Below are 19,952 nucleotides of genomic sequence, written 5' to 3' on the forward strand. Positions count from 1 at the left end.
CTTCCTTTAACCGCGCGGGGCGGCAGTGGCGAGCTTGGGGGCCGGAGCGTTCTGGCGGTTGGCCGCCTCAAGGGCAGCGCGCTGTTGGGCAAGGGCGGCGAGGGTCTGGGCACTGGCCATCGGTACATCCTCGGGCGCCACCGTGGCGCCGGGGCGTACCCGTTGCAGGCCGTTGACGACGATGCGTTCGTCTTTTTCCAGCCCCTTGCGCACGATGCGCAGGCCTTCGAGCTTGGGCCCCAATTCCACGGCGCGGTAGGCCAGGGTGTTGTCCTTGCCCATCACCAGCACGAACTTGTTGCCAAGGTCGGTGCCCACGGCCTCGTCCTTGATCAATACGGCATCGTAGGTGCCGCTGCCCACCAGCTTCAGGCGGGCGTAAAGCCCAGGGGTGTATTCGCCGTTGCGGTTATCGAACACCGCCCGGCCACGGATAGTGCCGGTCTGGGGGTTGACCTGATTGTCGACGAAATCCATCTGCCCCAGGTGAGGGTTGCCGTCTTCACTGGACAGGCCCAGATACACCGGCGTGGTAGCCCCGCGCTGCCCCTGGCGGGCGAGCTGGTTGTACTTGAGAAAGGCGCGTTCGTCGGCATCGAAGTAGGCATACACCTTGTCGGTAGAGACGATGCTGGTCAGGTTGCTGGTGTCGGCACTGACCAGGTTGCCGGCGGTGATCTCGGCGCGGCCCACTCGGCCGGTGATCGGCGCGGTGACTTTGGTGAAGCTTAGGTTCAGGCGCGCCAGGTCCAGCTGCGCCTGGGTCGATTGGACCTGAGCGCGCGCGGCCTGGGCGGCGGTGGCACGAGAGTCTGCGACCTCGGCGGATATGGCATTGGCGCCTCGCAGACGTTCACCGCGCTGCGCCTCGCTTTCAGCATTGGCGGCATTGGCTTTGGCCTCTTGAACCTGGGCCTGAAGCCGGTCGACCTCGGCTTGGAAAGGGCGTGGGTCGATCTGGAACAGTAAATCGCCTTTGCGTACCAGGGCCCCTTCGGTGAAGGCCACGCGGTCGATCTGGCCAGACACGCGCGGGCGGATGCGCACGGTTTCCGGCGCTTCAAGCCGGCCGGTGAACTCATCCCATTCATTGACCGGCTGTTCGATGACCTTGGCCACGCTCACGGGCGTGGCAGCCGGGGCTTGGGCAGCCTGTTCGGGGGCCTTACCGCAGGCCGCCATGGCTGCTATTGCCAAAGCAGCCAGCGGAACGCGCAGGGGTTTGAGTGACTGGTCCATGTGAAACCCGCCTTAATCTTTGGTTAATGAATTGAGGCGGATTCTGCGGGGCCGGCGGTGTATCGACGAATCGAATGGTTCGAAGATGACTATCGACAGGGGTGATGTTATAGCGGTTTTGTTAGTTGCGAAGCTTGCTAACTAATTACTCGCTATAAGCCTGATGCGTTGGCATGGTCCAATAGCAACCCGGCCTGCGTACGGCGGGGCAACCGCGCCACCACTAATTGATGCGAGCGCTCAAGCATTGCACGTAGCGCCTGTTCGTTGATCAGCGACGGGTCCTCCATGCTTACCCACATGGCCCGAGCCAAGTAAGGCGCCGGCCGAAAGCCTGGGCGGTCGCAGTAGCCGAGGAACAGCTCGGCATCGACCTTGAAGGCTAGGTCACCGCCGGTTTTGAGCCCGCAGGCTGCGAACATCTTGTTGCCGGCCACGGAAAACACTCTAACGCCACCCCATTTGTAGTCTTCCCTTGCGCCGGGCAGGCTCAGGCAATGTGCTGCGATCTGTTGCGCATTCATAGGGGCCGGTCCGTACTGTGGTCGAAGGCCTGCTGCAGGTGGTCGAGCCAGGCCCGCACGGCCGGGAGCACGCCGCGCCGATGCGGATAGACCGCCTGCAACCAGGCCGGTGGGCAATGCCAATCGGGCAGCAGGCGCACCAGCACGCCGCGGGCCAGCTCGGCTTCGCACTGCATCATCGGCAACACGGTGAACCCCAGGCCTGCCAGCGCCGCATCGCGGCGCATGTCGAAATCTTCGACACCCAGGCGCGCCGGCATGGCCAACTCGAAACGTTCACCGGCCGCGTTGCACAACCGCACGCGGCAGAGCCGGTCGGCATCCGGTGCGCCGAGCAGAGGCAACCCGGCAAGCGCTTGTGGGTGCTGTACAGGGTTGGCGGCCGCGAATTGCGGTGAGGCAACGACTTCGGTACGCGCTTCGCGCAGGCGCCGGGTCACCAGGTTAGGTTCCTCGTCATCGGCTTCGCGTACGCGCAACGCCACGTCGATCCCTTCGTTGATCAGGTCGACGCGGCGATTCACCAACAGAAGGTCCAATTGCACCTTGGGATAGCGCAGCAGAAAGTCGCGCACCAAGGGGGAGAGGAAGGGGTTGGCTAGCCCGACCGGGCTGCTTACACGCAAGGGCCCGCGCGGCTCGCTGGTCACGCTGGCCACCGCTTCTTCGGCCTGCTCGGCTTCCAGCAACATTGCCTGGCAATGGCGCAGGTAGCGTTCACCTACGGTGGTCAGCTGCAATTTGCGGGTGGTGCGTTGCAGCAGGCGCGCATTCAACCGCTCTTCCAGCTCGGCGATACGGCGTGACAGGCGCGACTTGGGAATACCTAGCAAACGCCCGGCGGCGGCGAACCCGCCGGCCTCGACGACCTTGGCGAAATAGAAGAGGTCGCTGAGGTTTCTGGGATCACCGATCGGCATGGCGCGATTACCTGAAAAGCGGCAAAGCGGCCATTATGGACCCTGTATGCCCCCGCGGGTAGCGTAGCTTTGAGGCAGCGGTAGGCGCCCTCTGATAGGAATAGGCAAGGCTTTGCCAGCTATGGCCGTGGGATGGCAGCGGTAGGGGGGGCTAGGCTGGGCACTTCAAACAGCTGAGGTTTTCCCATGACCAACAAAACGTTTCTGATCACCGGCGTAAGTAGCGGGCTGGGCCGGGCGCTTGCCGTTGCGGCGCTGGAGGCCGGCCATCGCGTGATAGGCACTGTGCGCCAGCCCGCAGCTTTGAACGCATTCGAGGCACTGAGCCCAGGCCGGGCGCAGGGGGTAATGCTCGACGTCAGCTGCATCGATCGGGTCGGGCCGGTGCTGGAAGAAACCATCGCCCGAACCGGGCGGGTCGATGTGCTGGTCAATAACGCTGGCTACGGCCATGAAGGTCTGTTCGAAGAGTCTCCCCTGGAGCAGATGCGCCAACAGTTCGAGGTCAACGTGTTCGGTGCCGTGGCGGTGATGCAGGCGCTGGTGCCGCATTTTCGTCAACAACGCGGTGGGCACATCCTCAACATTACGTCCATGGGCGGTACCATCACGATGCCCGGCGTGGGCTACTATTGCGCGAGCAAATTTGCCCTTGAAGGAATCACTGCCACATTGCGCCAGGAGCTGGCGCCGTTCGGGGTGAAGGTCACGGCCGTCGCACCTGGGTCGTTTCGTACCGACTGGGCCGGCCGCTCGATGAAGCGCAGCCCTCGCTCGATTTCTGATTACGACCGGCTGTTCGATCCGATCCGCCAGGCACGGCAGGATAAAAGCGGCAAGCAACTGGGCGACCCGGCCAAGGCGGCCTTAGCGATCCTGCACATCGTTGAAGCACCCGAACCGCCAGCACAGATACTGCTGGGCAGCGATGCACTGGGCCTGGTGCGCACGCACCTTCATCAACGACTGGCCGAGATTGATCAATGGCAAGCACTGACGCGCTCAACCGACGGATGAACGTTGGTGATGAAGTAATAGCCCTGCTCGAACGCCTGGCACCGGAGGAGGGCTACAACCTCAGCCCGCTTGCAGACGTCCGCTTGTTGCGGTCCAACCGACCTCTGGCGCGCACACCGGTGCTGTACGAGCCAGGGATCGTGCTGGTGTGCCAGGGCTGCAAACGCGGCTATCTCGGTGAGCAGCTGTATGTCTACGACGCCCAGCATTACCTGGTGGTTTCGGTGCCTGTGCCGTTCATCATGCAGACCGAGGCCAGCGCGCAGGCCCCGATGCTAGCGGTTTACATGCGCCTGGATTTCCAGTTGGCCGGCGAGCTGATGATGGCCGTCGACGATGCGTTTGGCCCGAGCCAGGCCGAGCCTCTTGGCATGTATGCATCGCCCATGGGTGAGCCGTTGTCCGGCACATTGCTAAGGCTGCTCCAGGCCATGCGGGATCCGATCGAAGCGCGCATCCTTGGGCCTGGCCTGATCAGGGAGCTTTATTACCGCGTCCTGACAGCAGAGCAGGGCGGATCGCTAAGGGCAGCACTTGCCCAGCAAGGGCATTTCGCCAGGGTCGGCCGGGCCATCAGGATGATCCACCAGGGTTATTCAAGCCCGTTGAGCGTCTCGGCGCTGGCCGAAGAGGCGCGCATGAGTCTGGCCAGTTTCCACCGCCACTTTCGTGGCGTGACCGCCAGCACACCGCTGCAATACCTTAAGTCTACGCGGTTGCACCAGGCCAGGCTGCTAATGCTGCGCGGCGAGATGTCGGTTGCCCAGGCGGCATTCGAGGTGGGCTATGAGAGCGCTTCGCAGTTCACTCGGGAATTCAAACGCTTCTTCGGGCGTACGCCGGTAGAGGAGGTTCGCTGGATACGGGCTACTTACGTACTGCCTGCGCCTCAGACGCCGTCATCTTTCGTGTCTTCGCATTAGGCACAAGCCCTGGCTGCTTCGACGAGCCCGCCGCCCACGAGGCTTCGGGCATACACGAATACCTTGCCACCGTTGGGCGCCTTGTAGGCTTCGATCACGTTATCGGCGGCCAGGCTGCTGGGTACGACGATCCGATAGCGCCGAGAGGCCTCGGTCACGGTCGTGGCTTCGGGCAGCATGGGTGCAACGCAGGCGGCATAGGCTTGAGGCGTCTTGTGTGTCTCGAAGGTCAGGGTTGGGGCAAGGGGGCCGTTGGCGCAACCTGAGAGCAGAGCATAGGCAGGCAGGGCGGCAAAGAGCGCAAGGCGCATAGGGGAGGGTCCTGTGTAACGACTGGAGAACGACGCTGGCTATTTTGCGCGCCCGCACGGTGAACTAAAGCTGATCCTGATGATGGTACTTATCGATGGCGCCGATAAACCTGAAGACGACTATTGATCCCAAAAATAGGACAATCCAACGCGTTTTTACGCACTTATCTCCGATTCGCCTGTTCGGTAGGATGGCGCCACTTCACTATCGAATCCTGCAAGGAGATGGCCATGAAACTGCTGCATATCGACTCGAGCATCCTGGGCGACCATTCGGCCTCCCGCAGCCTGACCCATGCCTTGGTCAGCGCGTGGCAAGCCGCCGAACCCGGTATCGACGTTACCTACCGCGACCTGGCCCATAGCGCACTGGGCCATTTCTCCGCAGCCAGCCTGCAAGCCGCTGGCACCCCGGCCGAGCAGCGCAGCGCCGAGCAACAACAGGAAGCCGGCCTGAACAGCGCCGCACTGGAAGAATTTCTGGCCGCCGATACTGTCGTCATCGGCGCGCCAATGTACAACTTCACCATCCCTACCCAGCTCAAGGCCTGGCTTGACCGGGTGGCCGTGGCTGGCGTGACCTTCCGTTACACCGAGAATGGGCCACAAGGCCTGTGCGGGGGCAAAAAGGTGGTCATCATCGCCACTGCCGGCGGCAAGCATGCAGGCCAGGCATCGGGGGCAGCCCATGTCGACTATCTCAAGCTCATGCTGGGCTTTTTGGGCATCACTGACATTCAGGTTATTCACGCCGAAGGCCTGGCGATGGGCGATGCACAGCGTGAGCAGGCGCTGGCCGGCGCCCAGGCGCAAATCAACCAGCAATTCGCTGCCGCCTGAACACGGCGGTGATACGTCGACGCCTGCAGACATGCAGGCGTTTTTGTTTGTGCCTTTTTCCGTTTGCCGCAGTCGAAGTGATGACTGGCCCAGCTTTTGCTGCATCTGGCCAGAGAAGTGGGCCTTTGGCAGGCGACGTGGAGCGCTCGGGCATGAACGGCAAACGGATGGCGCACTTTTGTGCATGGAGCTTGGGGCTGGTAGTGATCAGCCTTGTTTCGGTGCATGTGATGGCAGCGGCCATCCCGGCCCAGCCTCGCCTTGCGGTGGGCTACCATCGGCTGACCTTCACTGACCCGCTCGACGGCGAGCCCATGCAGGCTTATGCCTTCTACCCAACACGCGAGCTAGGCAAGCCTAGCCTGGTCGATGGGTTCCAGGTCGATGCTCGTGAAGATGCACGCATATCGATTGGGCGTTTCCCGCTATTGATGCTTTCCCACGGCAACAATGGCACGCCGTTGGCGTTACACGATCTGATCACCTCTATCGCACGGCAAGGCTTCGTCGTAGTGGCGGTCGTGCATCCAGGTGATAACAACCTGGACCAAAGCCGGCTTGGCAAGCTCAGCAATCTCTACGGGCGGCCGCTGCAGATTTCAGCTGCAATCACCTCGGCACTGAGCGAGCCGATGCTCTCGCCGTTTATCAATGAGAAAGAGGTGGGCGTGATCGGCTACTCGGCTGGAGGTGAAACGGCGTTGATCCTCACCGGCGCGCAACCCGAGCTGCAACGCCTGCGCAATTACTGCGACAAGTACCCTCAGGACATGGACGCCTGCAAGGCCCATGGCGAGCTGGTTGCCGACCGGGATGACCTGGCCCCGCAGGCGGACGCACGAGTGCACGCAATGTTGTTGCTGGCACCACTGAGCTTGATGTTCGGCCGCCATACGCTGGAAAACGTCAAGGTGCCTACGCTGATCTACGCCGGTGACAGTGACAAACTGGTGGCGATGGACAAGAACGCGGGCGCTTTGGCGCGTAAACTGCTGCACCCGGATTTTCGCCCTTTGCCCGGGGCTGGGCACTTTGTGTTCCTCGCGCCCTGCACCGACGAGCAGGCAGCGCGCTCCCCGGCATTGTGTGCTGACGGTGACGGTGTAGATCGAGTAGCCATCCACCGTGATCTGGTCAGTGAGGCCGGGCATTTCTTTGGGCAAGCACTGGCCCGGCCAAGCCGCGCCGGCCTTCAGACTGCCGACCAGTAATCAGCGGGCGCGGCGCCCCAGCATTGCCACGATGCCTAACCCCGCCAGTGAAAGCCCTGCTGCGACCAGAAAAATTGGCCCGTAGCCGGTCAGCGTTGCCAAGGCGCCCATCAGCGGCCCCGCCGTGGCCAATGCCATGTCGAAGAACACGGCGAATGCACCCAGGCCTGCCCCGCGGCTGGCGCTTGGTACCTGGCGAATGGCAATCACTCCCAAGGCCGGGTACACCAGCGATAGCCCAAAGCCGGTCAAGCTTGCGCCGGCCAGCGCCCAGCCGGGCGAAGGCGCAAGCCACAGCAGCACAAAGCCCAGGGTTTCTACCGCCATGCACGCCAGTGCCGAAGCAAAGGCGCCGTAGTGATTGATGGCATTTACGAAAATCAGCCGTGCGGCGACGAAGCTGATGCCGAATGCGGTCAGGCAAAAGGCAGCGCCTTCCCAGGCGTTCTCACCGTAATAAAGAGTGACGAAAGTGGTGAGCGTGCCATAGCCAATAGAGGCCAGGGTCAACGCCAGGCCATAAGGCGCGACTTTGGCAAATGCAGCCCAGAAAGGCATACGCTCGCCGCGCACTACCGGCATCGAAGGCTGTTTACGCAGCACCAGCAGGCCACCGGCTGCCATCAGCATCAATAGCGGGCCAAGCACGTTGTAGCCCAGCGCGGCGGTGAGCACTACGCCCAGCGGTGCGCCGAAGGCAATGGCACCGTAGGACGCGATGCCGTTCCAGGAAATCACCCGCGCGGTGTTCTCGGCGCCCACCGCGCCAATGCCCCAGCTGGCCGTGCCTACGCCGATCATGCCTTGAGAGCAGCCCAGCAGCAGCCGGCCCAGCAGCAGCGGCACCAGGCTGGGCACTGGCAGGCTCTGCAGCAGGGTCGATAGCAGCGTGAGTGCGCCGCTGCCAACGATGCCATACAGCCCCCAGGTAATGATTTTCTTGGTGCCAACGCTGTCGGCCAAGCGGCCAGCCAGTGGGCGGATGAGCAAGGTGGCCAGGTATTGCGCGCCGATCACCAGGCCTGCGACCACCGGGCTGAAACCCAGCTGATCATGTACATAGCCAGGCAGCACCGCGATTGGCAGGCCAATGCACAGAAAGGCGATGAGGGTGTAGAAAACGATCGAGAGGATGGTGACGGTGATGTTCTTGGGCTGCGCGGGCATGGCGGGCTCACGGGGGCATTGGCCTCTCGCCTGCGCCAACGAGGTGGGCGGCGTGTGCCGTGGTGGTCGTCGGACAACCATACCACGGCTCACGGCGCACCGCTCGGTTCAGCGGCCTTTCACCGCTTGATAGGCAAACGCAAGCACCGCCAGCCAGATCGGCAACATGATCACCGATATGTAGATGCCTGGTGTCAGCCACATCACCACCAGGATACCCGCGAGGAATATCAGGCACAGGGCGTTGGTGAACGGGTAGCCCCAGCTGGGGTAGTGGCAAGCATGGCCTTCGGCGGCCTTCACGCGCTTGAATTTCCAGTGAGTGATGCTGATGATCCACCAGTTCAGCACCAGCGACGCCACCACCAGAGCCATCAGCAACTGCAGGGCTTCGCCCGGCAGCACATAGTTGACCACTACGCAGAGGCCGGTGGCCAACGACGACACGCCCAGCGCAGCCATCGGCACGCCACGATGGTTGACCTGCTGCAGCACTTTGGGCGCGTTACCCTGGCGAGCCAGGCCGAACAGCATGCGGCTGTTGCTGTACACGCAGCTGTTGTAGACCGACAGCGCCGCGGTGAGCACCACAGCATTGAGCAGCGTAGCGACGACCTGGCTGTCGAGGTTGTGGAAGATCAGTACGAAGGGGCTGCCGCCGGTGACCACCTTCTGCCAGGGGTACAGCGCCAGCAGCACGGTCAGCGCCCCCACGTAGAAGATCAGAATGCGCCAGATGACTTGATTGGTTGCCTTCGGGATGCTGCGCTTAGGATCATCGGCTTCGGCGGCAGTGATGCCCACCAGCTCCAGGCCGCCAAAGGAGAACATGATCACCGCCATGGCCATCGCTAGCCCGCCCACCCCATGAGGGAAGAAGCCACCGTTGTTCCACAGGTTGGCGACAGTCGCGTCCGGGCCGCCCTGGCCGCTGGCCAGCAGCCAGGCGCCGAAGCCGATCATCGCGACGATGGCGGTGACCTTGATCAGCGAGAACCAGAATTCCATCTCGCCATACAGGCGCACGTTGGCCACGTTGATCAGGTTGATGATCACGAAGAACACCGCCGCCGATACCCAGGTAGCCACCCCTGGCCACCAGTACTGGACGTACACGCCCACAGCGGTGAGCTCGGCCATGCCGACCAGCACGTAGAGCACCCAGTAGTTCCAGCCCGACATGAACCCGGCGAACGGGCCCAGGTAGCGGTAGGCGAAATGGCTGAAGGTGCCGGATACAGGCTCTTCGACCACCATTTCGCCCAGCTGGCGCATGATGAAAAAGGCAATGAGCCCGGCGATGGCGTAGCCCAGGATCACCGAGGGGCCGGCCATGCCGATCGTCTGGGCGATGCCCAGAAACAGCCCGGTGCCGATGGCCCCGCCCAGGGCGATGAGTTGAATGTGTCGGTTCTTCAGGCCCCGATGCAGTTGCTCGGAGGAGGGGGTGTCACTCATGCAGCGCGATTCCTGAGGGGCAGGGCGCGGGGCCGTGCCAAGGTGGGTGAGGGAAGGGCGCGTATGGTACAGGGGAATAGCCGGCCACGGGGATGGCTAGTGTTGCGATCCATTGCTTTTGGCGCAAATGCCGCGTGGCAGAGCTTCAGTAGCCTATACGCAGGGGGGCGCCGAGCCGGCTTCCGGTCTGTTCAGGATTTGAAGCGGTTACGCCTTGATCGTCTACTGGTAAAGTCAACGAGTTGTCCGTCATCCGGTCTATTTCGATAGCTTTTCCACCACCATGGAGCGTGCCATGCGCTACACCCCCCTGGGCCGCAGCGGCCTCAGCGTCTCCCCCTTGTGCCTAGGCACCATGATGTTCGGCGACCAAACCTCAGAGGCCGACTCCCGCCGCATCATCGACAGCGCCTTCGCCCAGGGCGTCAACTTCATCGACACGGCTAACGTTTACAACGGCGGCGAGTCTGAGCGCATCACCGGCCGCGCCATCGCTAGCCACCGCCATGACTGGGTGCTGGCAACCAAGTTCGGCAGCCCAACCGGGCAGCAGTCTGGCCTGCCGCACAAGGTTGGCGGCAGCCGCAAGCACCTGATGCACGCTGCCGAGCAGAGCCTGGAGCGGCTGGGCACCGATTACATCGACCTGTATTACCTGCACCGCGAAGACCATCAGACGCCGATCGAGGAGACCGTGTCGGCACTGGGCGATTTGATCCGCCAGGGCAAGGTGCGCTACTGGGCGCTCTCCAACCATCGTGGCTGGAAGATCGCCGAGTTCGTCAACACTGCGCGCCGGCTCGGCGTGGACGCCCCCGTGGCGGTGCAGCCGCTGTACAACATCGTCAACCGCCAGGCCGAACAGGAAGTGTTCACCGCTTGCCAGCATTACGGCCTGGGCATCGTTCCCTACAGCCCGCTGGCTCGCGGGGTGTTGACCGGCAAGTACCTGCCTGGCGAGCCGCCTGCCGACGGCACCCGTGCCGGGCGCCATGACAAGCGTATCCAGGAAACCGAATGGCGCACCGAGTCATTGGCCATTGCGCAGCAAATCGCTGCTCATGCCAAACAGCGCGGCGTAACGCCGACGGCTTTCGCCATTGCCTGGGTGCTGAACAACCGCCTGGTGCCATCGGCCATCGTAGGGCCGCGTACGCTGGAGCACTGGGAAGGATACTTGCCGGCGCTGGACTACCGCCTGGATGCCCAGGATGAGGCATTCATCGACCGGCTGGTTGTGCCCGGGCACGCCTCCACGCCTGGGTTCAACGACGTGGCACATTTCGTGAGTGGCCGGCCGTTGCGTTGAGCGGCTGCTGCGGCAATTCAGTCATCCCGGGTCAGCACCTCCAGCAACTCGATTTCAAAGGTCAGGTCTGCCCCGGGCGGCACCCGGTTGCCCATGCCGCGCTCGCCGTAGGCCAGCGTGGCCGGCACTGTCAAACGGCGCTTGCCGCCCACGCGCAGGCCCATAAGGCCCAGATCCCAACCCTTGATCACGCGGCCAGTGCCGATCACGCACTGGAAGGGCTTGCCGCGCTCGAGCGAGGAGTCGAACGGTGTGCCATCGGCCAGCCAGCCTTGGTAATGGGTGGTGATCAGCGCCCCTTTGACGGCAGCTTTGCCGTCGCCGGGGTGCAGGTCTTCGATAATCAGCTCTGTGGTCATGGGCCGGTCCTGTAGTGGAGCGCGCATGGTAGCGCTGAGGCTAACGGCTGCACACCCGCTTTTGTTAGGCTCACACGTGCATCAGCGGCAATACGCCGACCTTCTACCGTGCAGGCCGATTACTCCAGGGAAACATTGATCGCCATGAAAATCGTCATCGCCCCCGACTCGTTCAAAGACAGCCTCAGTGCCGCGGGCGTGGCCCGGGCCATCGCCCAAGGGCTGGGCTCGGTGCTGCCAGGGGCACAGCTGGCTTGTGTGCCGATGGCCGATGGCGGCGAAGGCACACTTGAGGCGGTGGTGGCCGCTGCGCATGGAGAGGTTCGGCGGCTGACGGTGCAGGGGCCGCTGGGCCAGCCGGCGGACGCTGCCTGGGGCTGGTTGCCAGGTAGTAGCACGGCCGTGATCGAAATGGCCGAAGCCAGCGGCTTGCAGTTGTTGGCGTTAGAGGATCGGGACGCCTGCAATACCTCAAGCTTCGGCACTGGCCAATTGATCGGGGCGGCGCTGGAAGCGGGCGCTGAGCGAATCGTGTTGGCCATAGGGGGCAGCGCTACCAATGACGGCGGTGCCGGTATGTTGCAGGCACTGGGGCTCAAGCTGTTCGATGCTCAGGGCGCAATATTGCCGCCAGGTGGGGCTGCGCTGGCCAGGCTTGCCCGGCTCGATGCGGGTGGCCTGGACCGTCGCCTGGCGGGCGTGGCGTTCGAAGTGGCTGCTGATGTCGACAACCCTCTGTGCGGCGAGCACGGTGCGTCGTGGGTGTTCGGCCCACAAAAAGGCGCCAGCCCTGAGCAGGTCGAGCGGTTGGATGATGCGCTGGGGTGTTTTGCCGATCAGGTGGCCAAGCTATTGGGTCGCGATCTTCGAGATGAGCCGGGCAGCGGCGCAGCTGGCGGCATGGGCTTTGCCGCACGCGCATTCTTCGGCGCCCAGTTTCGCCCAGGTGTTGAAGTAGTGGCCGAGCTGGCTGGGCTGGCCGACGCCGTGCAGGGGGCGGCGCTGGTGATCACCGGGGAGGGGCGTTTCGATGCCCAGACCTTGCGCGGCAAGACGCCGCTGGGGGTGGCTCGCATTGCCCAGGCTGCCGGGGTGCCCGTGGTCGTGCTGGCAGGCACGCTGGGCCAGGGGTACCAGGCGCTTTATGATCACGGAATCGACGCCGCGTTTTCCCTGGCAGAAGGGCCGATGAGCCTGGAGCAGGCATGTCGCGAGGCTCCGCGGCTGTTGCGCGAGCGCGCAGCGGATGTTGGGCGCTTATGGCGGCTAGGCACGAAATGATGCGCCCGCACCCTTACAGGTAGGCCCGTTGTCGGCGGGCCGGCCTCCCATCGGGTGAACGGCGCGCTGCTTTGCAACCCTTACCGGCTCAGGGCGCCACGTTGCCGTTGCGCGCGTGCCGATACTGGCTCACCGCGTCATAGACGGCCTTGCGCAGCCGATTGATGCCACCCACCGGCCGATGGGCCTCAATGCCGTGCCATGGGCTGAAGGCCATGTTGTCACAGGCCAGGTTCTGTTCTGGGCTGTCGAAATCCTGCGCGGGCACTTTGATATGCGCCACGGTCACGAAGGGCGAATCGCTCTGTTTCCATTCCACACTGGTGTCTTCGAGCGGCATGTAGCGGCTGGCATCCTGCAATTGAATCTGCAAGGCAAAACAGGCGGGCACCCGATCGGCCGAGAGCTGCTGATAAAGCGCCCCTCGCAGGAAGTTGGGCAGGTCGCGGTTAGGCTTGGGCACGCTGTAGGCCGGGCAGGTGCCTGCCTCAGGCGTGACGCGGAACTTGGCGTTGGCACCCCCGAACTTGTAGGGCGAAACGGAATAGTAGGTGCCCTGGGTAGGGCTGTCGGGGGCATCGCTCAGGGTCGAAAACGCGATCAGCAGGTGGCGCACCTGCCACTGGCGCGGGTCCCATCCCGGGAAAAAAGCCAGCACTTTCTTGCCGTCGGCCTGGGCGGCGATGTTCTGCTGGTATTCGGCCACGTCACTGACGAAGAAGTTGGGGTGGTTGAACATCACAAAATCCTGTTCCTGGCGAGCCTGCTGGCTGGGAAGCAATTGCGCGCCGGGAACCTGGAGCAGCTTGAGGGCCATGCCGCGAGCATCCTGCAGGCTGTCGAACTGTGGGTAGGCGTTGCCGTTGGACAAGCGCATCCAGCCATTCCACGTTTTACCTGGCTCACTGAACACCCCTTGGCGCAATGCCGGCGGTAGATCGCCGGCCACTTGTACCTGGGCCTGCACGCAGCCGTGAGCCTTGGCGTGTGCGTCGCGCAGGTAGCGGGTGTTTTCCCTGTGCTGATCGACGATGCGGATCGCCGTCTGGATGATGCTTTGGGTCATCGCCGCCTCACCGGGTGGCACCTGTTCCTGGGCGCTGACCGGGCCGGAGAACTTCCAGGCATACCAGGCGGCGCTGGCTGCCCACCCTAGTAAGGCGAGGACCACGAGCCCTAGCAGTAGGCGGCCCAAAAGCCCGCCCAGGCGCAACCAGAAACGCGCGGCCGACCCCAGCGGGCGGCCAGCGAACAATAGGCGTTGGTTCATGGCAGGGTTTTCTCCAGTGGGCTGCCCATCACTTTGAGGTATTCAACCAATGCCCAGCGTTGGGCGGGCTGCAGCAGAGGGCCGATCACCCCGCGGCCTCGCGGGCCGTCGCGAAATTCATGGCCGCTGTTGTGGTTACCGGTCTGGCGGGTGTCGTAAAGGAAGCCGCCGGGGAAGGCGCCGGCCTGGTAGCCCACGTGGCGCGGGTCAAATTCGAAATTGCCACGGTAGAAGGTGACGGCGCGCTCATCCTGAGGGGAAAGCAACTGATAGAGGTTGGGCACCGACCCGTTATGCAGGAACGGCGCGGTGGCCCATACCCCTGCCAGTGGCCGCGCCTTGTAAGCGCGCATCTCGCGCACGCCGATGGGCAGGTCGAAGCCATTTAGCGCGCCCTGCTGGTCGGCCGGGATGCCGGCGTCACGGTAAGCACGTTGCTCCACGTAGGCGGTGACCCACGCCAGGCCTTTGGCCACCGATACCTGATGCAGGTCCAGCGGAGGCTGCGGCCCTTGGAATTGGACGTTAAGGGTGGCGAGTTCTTCGGGCGTCCAAGCCAATGCCGAAAGGTCGTAGCGGCGGTCAGCGATGTTGTCGGCGGCAGTGGGGTCGGTGCCGATCACCGAGGTCGGGATCATCGCGAGGTCGACCACCGGGCGCGGGCCGTGCTCGTCGACCGCACGCACATGGCACGCTGCGCAATGTTGAGCGAACAGCGCGCGGCCCTCGGCGGCAAGGGGCTTGTCGACAGCGCCGAGCACGTCTTCTGGCCAGGCCGGCGGAGCCAGGCGCTGTAGGGTGGTTTCGATGGTGTGCAGGTCGTTCACCCGGACACTGGAGGGGTAGCGCGCCTCGCCCGTCAGCGGTTGCTGGTGTTCGTCGAAAAAGCTCAGGGTAGCCCCCACGCCCAGCGCCTCGCCAATATTGCGGGCCATCGGCTGCTGGGCCGACCCGTTCCACTGTACCCAGTCGAAGGTCCAGATGCGCCACATCTGCGGGTAATCCACCGGCGCATTGCCGACACGGTAGTTGGCAGGGTCGATGGCATCGCCAAAAGCGGCATTGGCAATGCGTGCGAAGGCGTCTGTGCGGCCGGGCCCCTCTTGGGTAGGGTAGAGGCCGCGATGAGTATCGTTCCAGGCCGCGTGGGCAAAACGGTCAAGTGAAGCCTTCATGGCCTGGCGCAGTGCGCGGCGCTCGGCTTCGCCGCTGCCGGCCGGCAACACGTCGGCAGCGAAGGCGTTGAATTTCCAGGGCAGGTAATAGGTGGCCGCCAGGCTGGCGACCAACGCTTGGCCAAAGCTGCCACCGCGCAGTGTGGGCACTGTGGAAGGCAGCACATGCTGAGCGGGGCCCCCGTCAATGCGCACGGCCGTGCCGTTGTAGCGCAGCTCGCCGGTGTGGCAGGCCGAGCAGGTGATGTCCAGATAACTCACCTGATCCGCTTCGGTATGGCGTGTAAAGCCGACCGGCAAGTGATCCGGGTTCGCGGCGCTGGCGTTGGGGTCGAGCAGAAAGCCAAAACGCCCCATATTCTCTGGCGCTGCAAAGCGCGCGTCGGAAAACGGCTGGCGCAGGTGCACGAACCAGTCATAACGCAAGCCTTTGACCTGCGCGCCCTGGGGGGTGAAATACCAGGTCTGGCGGTCGGCCTCGCTCCATTGATCCAGGTAGCGCACATCCTTGGCGGGCTGCCAGGCAGGAAGATTGGGATGGGCGATGTACCACAGCACTACGCCCAAGGCGAGCAGGGCAAGCAGCAACAGGCACAGAAAAGCGCGACGCAACAGGCGCATGGGTGGCAATCCTTGGCAACAGGGCGCCTGTTATGCCTCAAGCGCGCCGTAGTGGCAAGTGGCTTTACCCCTGCGCCCGCCGTGGAGATTGCGCGTAGGCCATCGCCTGCCTACGCGCAGCTGACCAAGCTTCCCTCAGCTGGTGAAATCCGAAGCGCTCAACGCTTTGACGCCGGTCAGCTGGATTTCGAACTCGGCGGCGCCGTCGGCATTGGTGCTGCCGTAAAGCACGCCGTTTTCAAAGCGCAGCTGATGGGTGGCATCGGCGTCGAAGGCCTGGCTGCCGATGAAGGTGAAATTGCCCAGCGCCGTCAGGTCGATCTGGTCGTGCTCAGCGCTCTTGAAGCCTACGATCTGGTCCCGAGCGCTGCCGCAGCCCATATCGGCCAGGCTAGTGAACACGTAGGTGTCGGCCCCGCTACCGCCGGTCAGTGTATCGGTACCGGCACCGCCCACGAGCCGGTCATCCCCGCCGCCCCCGATCAGTGCATCGTTGCCTGCGCCCCCTTCGAGCACGTTATTGCCGCTATTGCCCGTAAGGGTGTCGTCGTACTGGCTACCGATCAGGTTTTCCATGTTCTTGATCGAGTCGGTACCCGAGCCGCCGGTGGCCTGGGCCTTGGTGGTGGCCAGGCTCAGGGTGATGCCTGAATGGGCCAGCGCGTAGCTGAGGGTGTCATTGCCGGTACGGCCGTCGATCAGGTTGTCACCGCTGCCAGCCACGATCAGGTTGTCCAGGGTGTTGCCGGTGCCGTTGGCAGCGGTGTCGCTGTCGATCACGAGAATCTCGGTGTTGGCGGCCAGGGTGTAGGCGGCCAGGCGGCTGTAGACGGTGTCGATGCCGCCGGTAGCCGAGTCTGCATTGGTTTCGATCACCGCGTCGTCGATGTCGTCGACGTAGTAGATGTCCGAGCCGTTGCCGCCAGTCATGCTGTCGGCACCTGCGCCGCCGTCGATCACGTTGTCATTGGCGTTGCCGATGATGAAGTTTCGCAAGGCGTTACCGGTGCCGTTGATGGCCGATACCCCGGTCAGCTCAAGGTGCTCCAGGTTGTCGCCCAGCACCCAGCTGACACTGCTTTTGACCGTGTCGATCTGTTTATCGTCGGGGTTGGTTTCCACCACGGTGTCGCCGGCGTTGTCGACGATATAGGTGTCGTTGCCATCTTTGCCTTCCATGTGGTCGGCGCCCAGGTCACCGTCGAGGGTATCGTTCTGGTCGGTGCCTACCAGGCTGTCGTCTTCGTCGGTCCCATGAATGTAGTGGCCCTGGTGGCTGGCGGCCTCATCGAAAATTGCCTGCACGCTGTTGTTGTCGTCCGGGTTGCCCTGGAAACCCATGTGATTGGCGATGTAGTCGGCCAGGCGCTGGCCAACGATCTCATCTGACTCTTCGTGCAGGTGCCAGACGTCATCTGGGTAGGTGGTGGGGTCGACTTCATAACGCAGTGGCAGGTCGCTGTAGTCAACGGCCAGGTGCACATCACCGCGCTCGGCTGCCATCTGCTGCTGGGCTTCGCGCACGGCCGCCACTCCGGCCTCGATGCTTTGGATCTTGTCTTCGGTATAGCCCCGTGCACTGGCCGCCTCGGCTTGGTAGCGGCCGGTTTCCATCAGGTAGATATCGAAGTCGCCCAGTTGCTGATGCAGGTAATCGAAGACTTTCAGCGTATCTGCCTTGTACTGCGCAGCGGCAGCCACTGGGTCGTCCGCCCGGGCTATTTCCTGGGCGCCTTGCTCGCCCTGGCCCCAGACGATGCCCATGGTCACCTGATCGATGGCCGTCAGGCTGGCCAGTTGTTCCTTGAGCAAGCCTACGGCACGCAGCAGCAGCGGGCCAGGTTGGTTGGTGTCGGCGTACCACCAGGTCAGCGCCTGGTCTTCGGCTGAAGCGGTGGAGTAGCCCGAGACGGTGCTGCCGCCGATAGCGATGTCGATGTCATTGCCATCGGCGTCCTTGAATTGGCTGCGAACATCGTAGCCGGTGTAACGCGCCAGGTCCTTGACCATTTCGCTGATGCCCGACTGGTCATCGTCTTCGGTCATGCGCATCAGGCGCGCGTTGGATTGGCCGAGGGTGGGCAGGTACAGGATCGGCTGCGCATCGCGTTCGGCGAATACGAAGTCGCTGGCGCTGAGCTGGCCGAGCAGGTTGCCTGCTAGCGCTACCTCGAAGCGCTGGCCGCTAGGGTCTGCGCTGGCAGACTTGATGTAGGTTTTGCTGCCATCGTCGTTCAGGGTCAGGTAGAGGGTATGGTTCTGGCCGTCGCCCAAGCCGGTGAAGCCCAGCGCACTGACATCGATTTTGTCCTGGCCTGGAGTGAAGTCCTGGATTGTGTCGGTTGCGGTGATGCCACCAGTGCTGTAGTCACGGTAGCTGTCGCCCAAGGCACTGAAGGTGAAGGTGTCGGCGCCGCTGCCGCCGTAGAGGTTGTCGCGCCCCGCGCCACCGTCCAGCGTATCGTCTCCGGCGCCACCTTTGAGGGTGTCATTGTCGCCCAGGCCCAGCAGCAGTTCGCTGCCATCGGTACCCACGAGCGTGTCCTGGCCGGTGGTGCCGACGATCGCGCCGGATGGCGTGTCGGCCACCGATATCTGAAACACGTCGCTGACCGATGCGCCGAGTGCATCGGTCGCGTTGACCAGCAAGCTGTAGTTGCCTGCCGCCTCACCGCTGGGGGTGCCGCTGAAGGTACGGGTTACCGGGTCGAAGGCCAGCCACTCGGGAAGGGCACTGCCATCGGCCAGGGAGGCGCTGTAGGTAAGGCCGTCGCCGTCAGGGTCGCTGAATGCACTTTCAGGAATCTGGTAGGTAAAAGCCACCTGCTCGCGGGCATCGGCGTCACTGAGTGGCTGGTCCAGCACGGGGGCGTGATTGGCCGGAACAACAGGCACGAACAGTACGTTATCGGCGTTTAGGCTACCGACCAGGTTGCCCTGCAGCGCGATCTCGAACCGATTGCCGTTGGCATCAGCCTGGCGGTCTTTGAGGTAGGTGCGGTCCAGGCTCGCGTTGTACACCAACTGCAAGGTGCCATCCAAACCGCTGCCGAAGCCGCTGTAACCCAATGCAGAGAGGTCGAGCTGGTCCTGGCTGGGGTTGAAATCGGTGATCAGATCAGCCTGCGACGTGCTGGCGGTGCGGTAGCTGTCGGTGACGGCCTCATATCGGAAGGTATCGTGGCCGTCGCCACCGGTCAGGCGGTCTGCACCGCCAGCGCCGATCAAGGTTTCATCGGCGCCGCTGCCAGTGAGCTTGTCATTGGCCTGTGTGCCGCGCAGCACCAGGGCATCACTGGCTGGCGCTTGGTTGGCAGGTACGTAATAGGAGGCGAACTGCTCGCCGAGGCTGGCACCTACGGCGTCGCTGAGCAGGGTTTTTACGAGGGATATCACGGTGTTACCTCCATGTTAACGCCCCCTGAGCACGGGGTTCGCAGTGCCTGTATGACACGAAGCATTGGAGGTAATGCGACCATTCGTCAAAATTCAGTCCTTTTCAAGACGAGCGGTCGTAAGTGCGGTTTTTACGGTATTAATTTGACGCTCCGCGTCCGGCAGGTCTTCTGTCAGCGAGTGAGAATTTTTCTCTGAACCTCGGTTTTGTCGACGCAGTCACACTTTCGTACCTATACCGGTGCTTCAAAGGAGATGAACGATGGGCAGCTACCGTATCCGGCCCTGGAGAGAAGGATGGGCATTATTCGAAGAGGACCGGGCCGAGCCCATGGCCGAGGCAGAGGCATTGCATGAGGTGATGGGGGTGGCTGAGCAGGTAATCGGCGACCGGCGCATGTCGGTACAGATCCGCTACCGCCACGGCGCGCCGGATGAGTTTTGCCTGCAGGCCAAAGAGCGGGAAGTGCACGACTCGGTGTCACCCTGCTAGCAAAAGCTTCCAATGCCCGCGCCGGCTCAGGCGTACGCAGCTCAAGGGTGCGATGTCGAGGCGATTGAATCGCTGTGCCTCGGCGCCCAGGGCATGCAGCAGGGCGGCCCGAATGACACCTGGGTGGGTCACTGCGCTGTAGGTTCCGGGCTCAAGTGCATTCATCCACCCTGCAAGGCGGGCCACTGATTCGATAACCGATTTCCCTCCGTGGCCTTTGAAGGCGGGGTCTGACAACCAGCGCGCGAGCGCCTCTGGCTCGGTGCGTGCCAATTGGCTTAATGCCTGGCCCCGCCAGCGGCCCGGGTCCACTTCCCTCAACGCCTGGCATACATGGTAAACGCCCAGCAATGCGGCACTCTCCCGTGTTCGCTTCAGGGCCGCACAGCAATTGTCCCGTGCCATGCAACGGCGGGGCATAAGGTTCCAGCAGAGGCT

Annotated in this window: 17 protein-coding genes and 1 pseudogene; 7 read left to right on the forward strand and 11 right to left on the reverse strand. The window is 63.3% G+C overall.

Annotated features, from left to right (window positions below; genetic code table 11):
* Positions 1-6: 6 nt before the first annotated feature.
* The 3 genes from mexE to F474_RS00385 form a co-directional block, all read right to left on the reverse strand.
* Entirely contained in the window at positions 7-1,239 is a 1,233-nt protein-coding gene (mexE, locus tag F474_RS00375) for a multidrug efflux RND transporter periplasmic adaptor subunit MexE (protein ID WP_097086340.1), read from the reverse strand.
* Between the two features lie 152 nt (positions 1,240-1,391).
* Entirely contained in the window at positions 1,392-1,763 is a 372-nt protein-coding gene (locus tag F474_RS00380; protein WP_097086342.1) for an MmcQ/YjbR family DNA-binding protein, read from the reverse strand.
* On the reverse strand, positions 1,760-2,683 hold the full coding sequence (locus F474_RS00385; protein WP_097086344.1) for a LysR substrate-binding domain-containing protein: 924 nt from the start codon (positions 2,681-2,683) through the stop codon (positions 1,760-1,762). Before F474_RS00385 ends, F474_RS00380 begins: the two co-directional genes overlap by 4 nt.
* Before the next feature lie 186 nt (positions 2,684-2,869).
* On the opposite strand from F474_RS00385, the gene F474_RS00390 reads away from it, so the two are divergent.
* Positions 2,870-3,700: an oxidoreductase gene (locus F474_RS00390; protein WP_097086345.1), complete on the forward strand. Its 831-nt coding sequence runs from the start codon at positions 2,870-2,872 to the stop codon at positions 3,698-3,700.
* Positions 3,667-4,623, forward strand: a complete 957-nt coding sequence (locus tag F474_RS00395; protein ID WP_256577785.1) for an AraC family transcriptional regulator — start codon at positions 3,667-3,669, stop codon at positions 4,621-4,623. The genes F474_RS00390 and F474_RS00395 overlap by 34 nt, the downstream gene beginning before the upstream one ends.
* On the opposite strand, the gene F474_RS00400 is transcribed toward F474_RS00395, so the two are convergent.
* Positions 4,620-4,934 carry a hypothetical protein gene (locus tag F474_RS00400; protein WP_097086349.1) on the reverse strand — a complete coding sequence of 105 codons (315 nt, stop codon included), beginning with the start codon at positions 4,932-4,934 and terminating at the stop codon, positions 4,620-4,622. The genes F474_RS00395 and F474_RS00400 overlap by 4 nt on opposite strands.
* Before the next feature lie 231 nt (positions 4,935-5,165).
* Between F474_RS00400 and F474_RS00405 the strand changes: the two genes are divergently transcribed.
* Both F474_RS00405 and F474_RS00410 read left to right on the forward strand, forming a co-directional pair.
* Positions 5,166-5,774 carry an FMN-dependent NADH-azoreductase gene (locus F474_RS00405; protein WP_097086351.1) on the forward strand — a complete coding sequence of 203 codons (609 nt, stop codon included), beginning with the start codon at positions 5,166-5,168 and terminating at the stop codon, positions 5,772-5,774.
* Positions 5,775-5,941: 167 nt separating this feature from the next.
* Positions 5,942-6,985, forward strand: coding sequence for a dienelactone hydrolase (locus F474_RS00410; protein WP_097086869.1), 1,044 nt, complete (start codon positions 5,942-5,944; stop codon positions 6,983-6,985).
* Here F474_RS00410 and F474_RS00415 read toward each other — a convergent pair whose 3' ends face one another.
* On the reverse strand, positions 6,986-8,152 hold the full coding sequence (locus F474_RS00415) for an MFS transporter (RefSeq protein ID WP_097086353.1): 1,167 nt from the start codon (positions 8,150-8,152) through the stop codon (positions 6,986-6,988).
* A 108-nt stretch (positions 8,153-8,260) separates the two neighbouring features.
* Entirely contained in the window at positions 8,261-9,610 is a 1,350-nt protein-coding gene (locus F474_RS00420) for an amino acid permease (RefSeq protein ID WP_097086357.1), read from the reverse strand.
* A 295-nt stretch (positions 9,611-9,905) separates the two neighbouring features.
* Between F474_RS00420 and F474_RS00425 the strand changes: the two genes are divergently transcribed.
* Positions 9,906-10,919: an aldo/keto reductase gene (locus F474_RS00425; RefSeq protein ID WP_097086358.1), complete on the forward strand. Its 1,014-nt coding sequence runs from the start codon at positions 9,906-9,908 to the stop codon at positions 10,917-10,919.
* Positions 10,920-10,936: 17 nt separating this feature from the next.
* Here F474_RS00425 and F474_RS00430 read toward each other — a convergent pair whose 3' ends face one another.
* A complete protein-coding gene (locus F474_RS00430) occupies positions 10,937-11,278 on the reverse strand; it encodes an FKBP-type peptidyl-prolyl cis-trans isomerase (RefSeq protein ID WP_097086361.1) in 342 nt (113 codons plus the stop codon).
* 144 nt (positions 11,279-11,422) lie between these two features.
* Here F474_RS00430 and F474_RS00435 point away from each other — a divergent pair, with 144 nt between their 5' ends.
* Positions 11,423-12,559, forward strand: coding sequence for a glycerate kinase (locus F474_RS00435; protein WP_097086363.1), 1,137 nt, complete (start codon positions 11,423-11,425; stop codon positions 12,557-12,559).
* An 88-nt stretch (positions 12,560-12,647) separates the two neighbouring features.
* Here F474_RS00435 and F474_RS00440 read toward each other — a convergent pair whose 3' ends face one another.
* From F474_RS00440 to F474_RS00450, 3 genes and pseudogenes are all read right to left on the reverse strand, one after another.
* On the reverse strand, positions 12,648-13,829 hold the full coding sequence (locus F474_RS00440; protein ID WP_097086365.1) for a catalase family protein: 1,182 nt from the start codon (positions 13,827-13,829) through the stop codon (positions 12,648-12,650).
* Positions 13,826-15,625 (reverse strand): di-heme-cytochrome C peroxidase, encoded by a 1,800-nt coding sequence (locus F474_RS00445; protein ID WP_097086367.1) that lies wholly within the window; start codon positions 15,623-15,625, stop codon positions 13,826-13,828. The genes F474_RS00440 and F474_RS00445 overlap by 4 nt, the downstream gene beginning before the upstream one ends.
* A gap of 135 nt (positions 15,626-15,760) precedes the next feature.
* Positions 15,761-18,910: pseudogene (locus F474_RS00450) on the reverse strand (M10 family metallopeptidase C-terminal domain-containing protein); the annotation flags it as partial.
* A gap of 373 nt (positions 18,911-19,283) precedes the next feature.
* Here F474_RS00450 and F474_RS00455 point away from each other — a divergent pair.
* Complete coding sequence (locus F474_RS00455; RefSeq protein WP_097086372.1) at positions 19,284-19,514, forward strand: hypothetical protein; 231 nt, start codon at positions 19,284-19,286, stop codon at positions 19,512-19,514.
* Here the strand turns inward: F474_RS00455 and F474_RS00460 are convergent.
* Positions 19,503-19,934: a histidine phosphatase family protein gene (locus F474_RS00460; protein WP_256577786.1), complete on the reverse strand. Its 432-nt coding sequence runs from the start codon at positions 19,932-19,934 to the stop codon at positions 19,503-19,505. The genes F474_RS00455 and F474_RS00460 overlap by 12 nt on opposite strands.
* Positions 19,935-19,952: the final 18 nt, after the last annotated feature.

Source organism: Pseudomonas sp. URIL14HWK12:I12, from assembly GCF_003097135.1.
Classification (GTDB): domain Bacteria; phylum Pseudomonadota; class Gammaproteobacteria; order Pseudomonadales; family Pseudomonadaceae; genus Aquipseudomonas.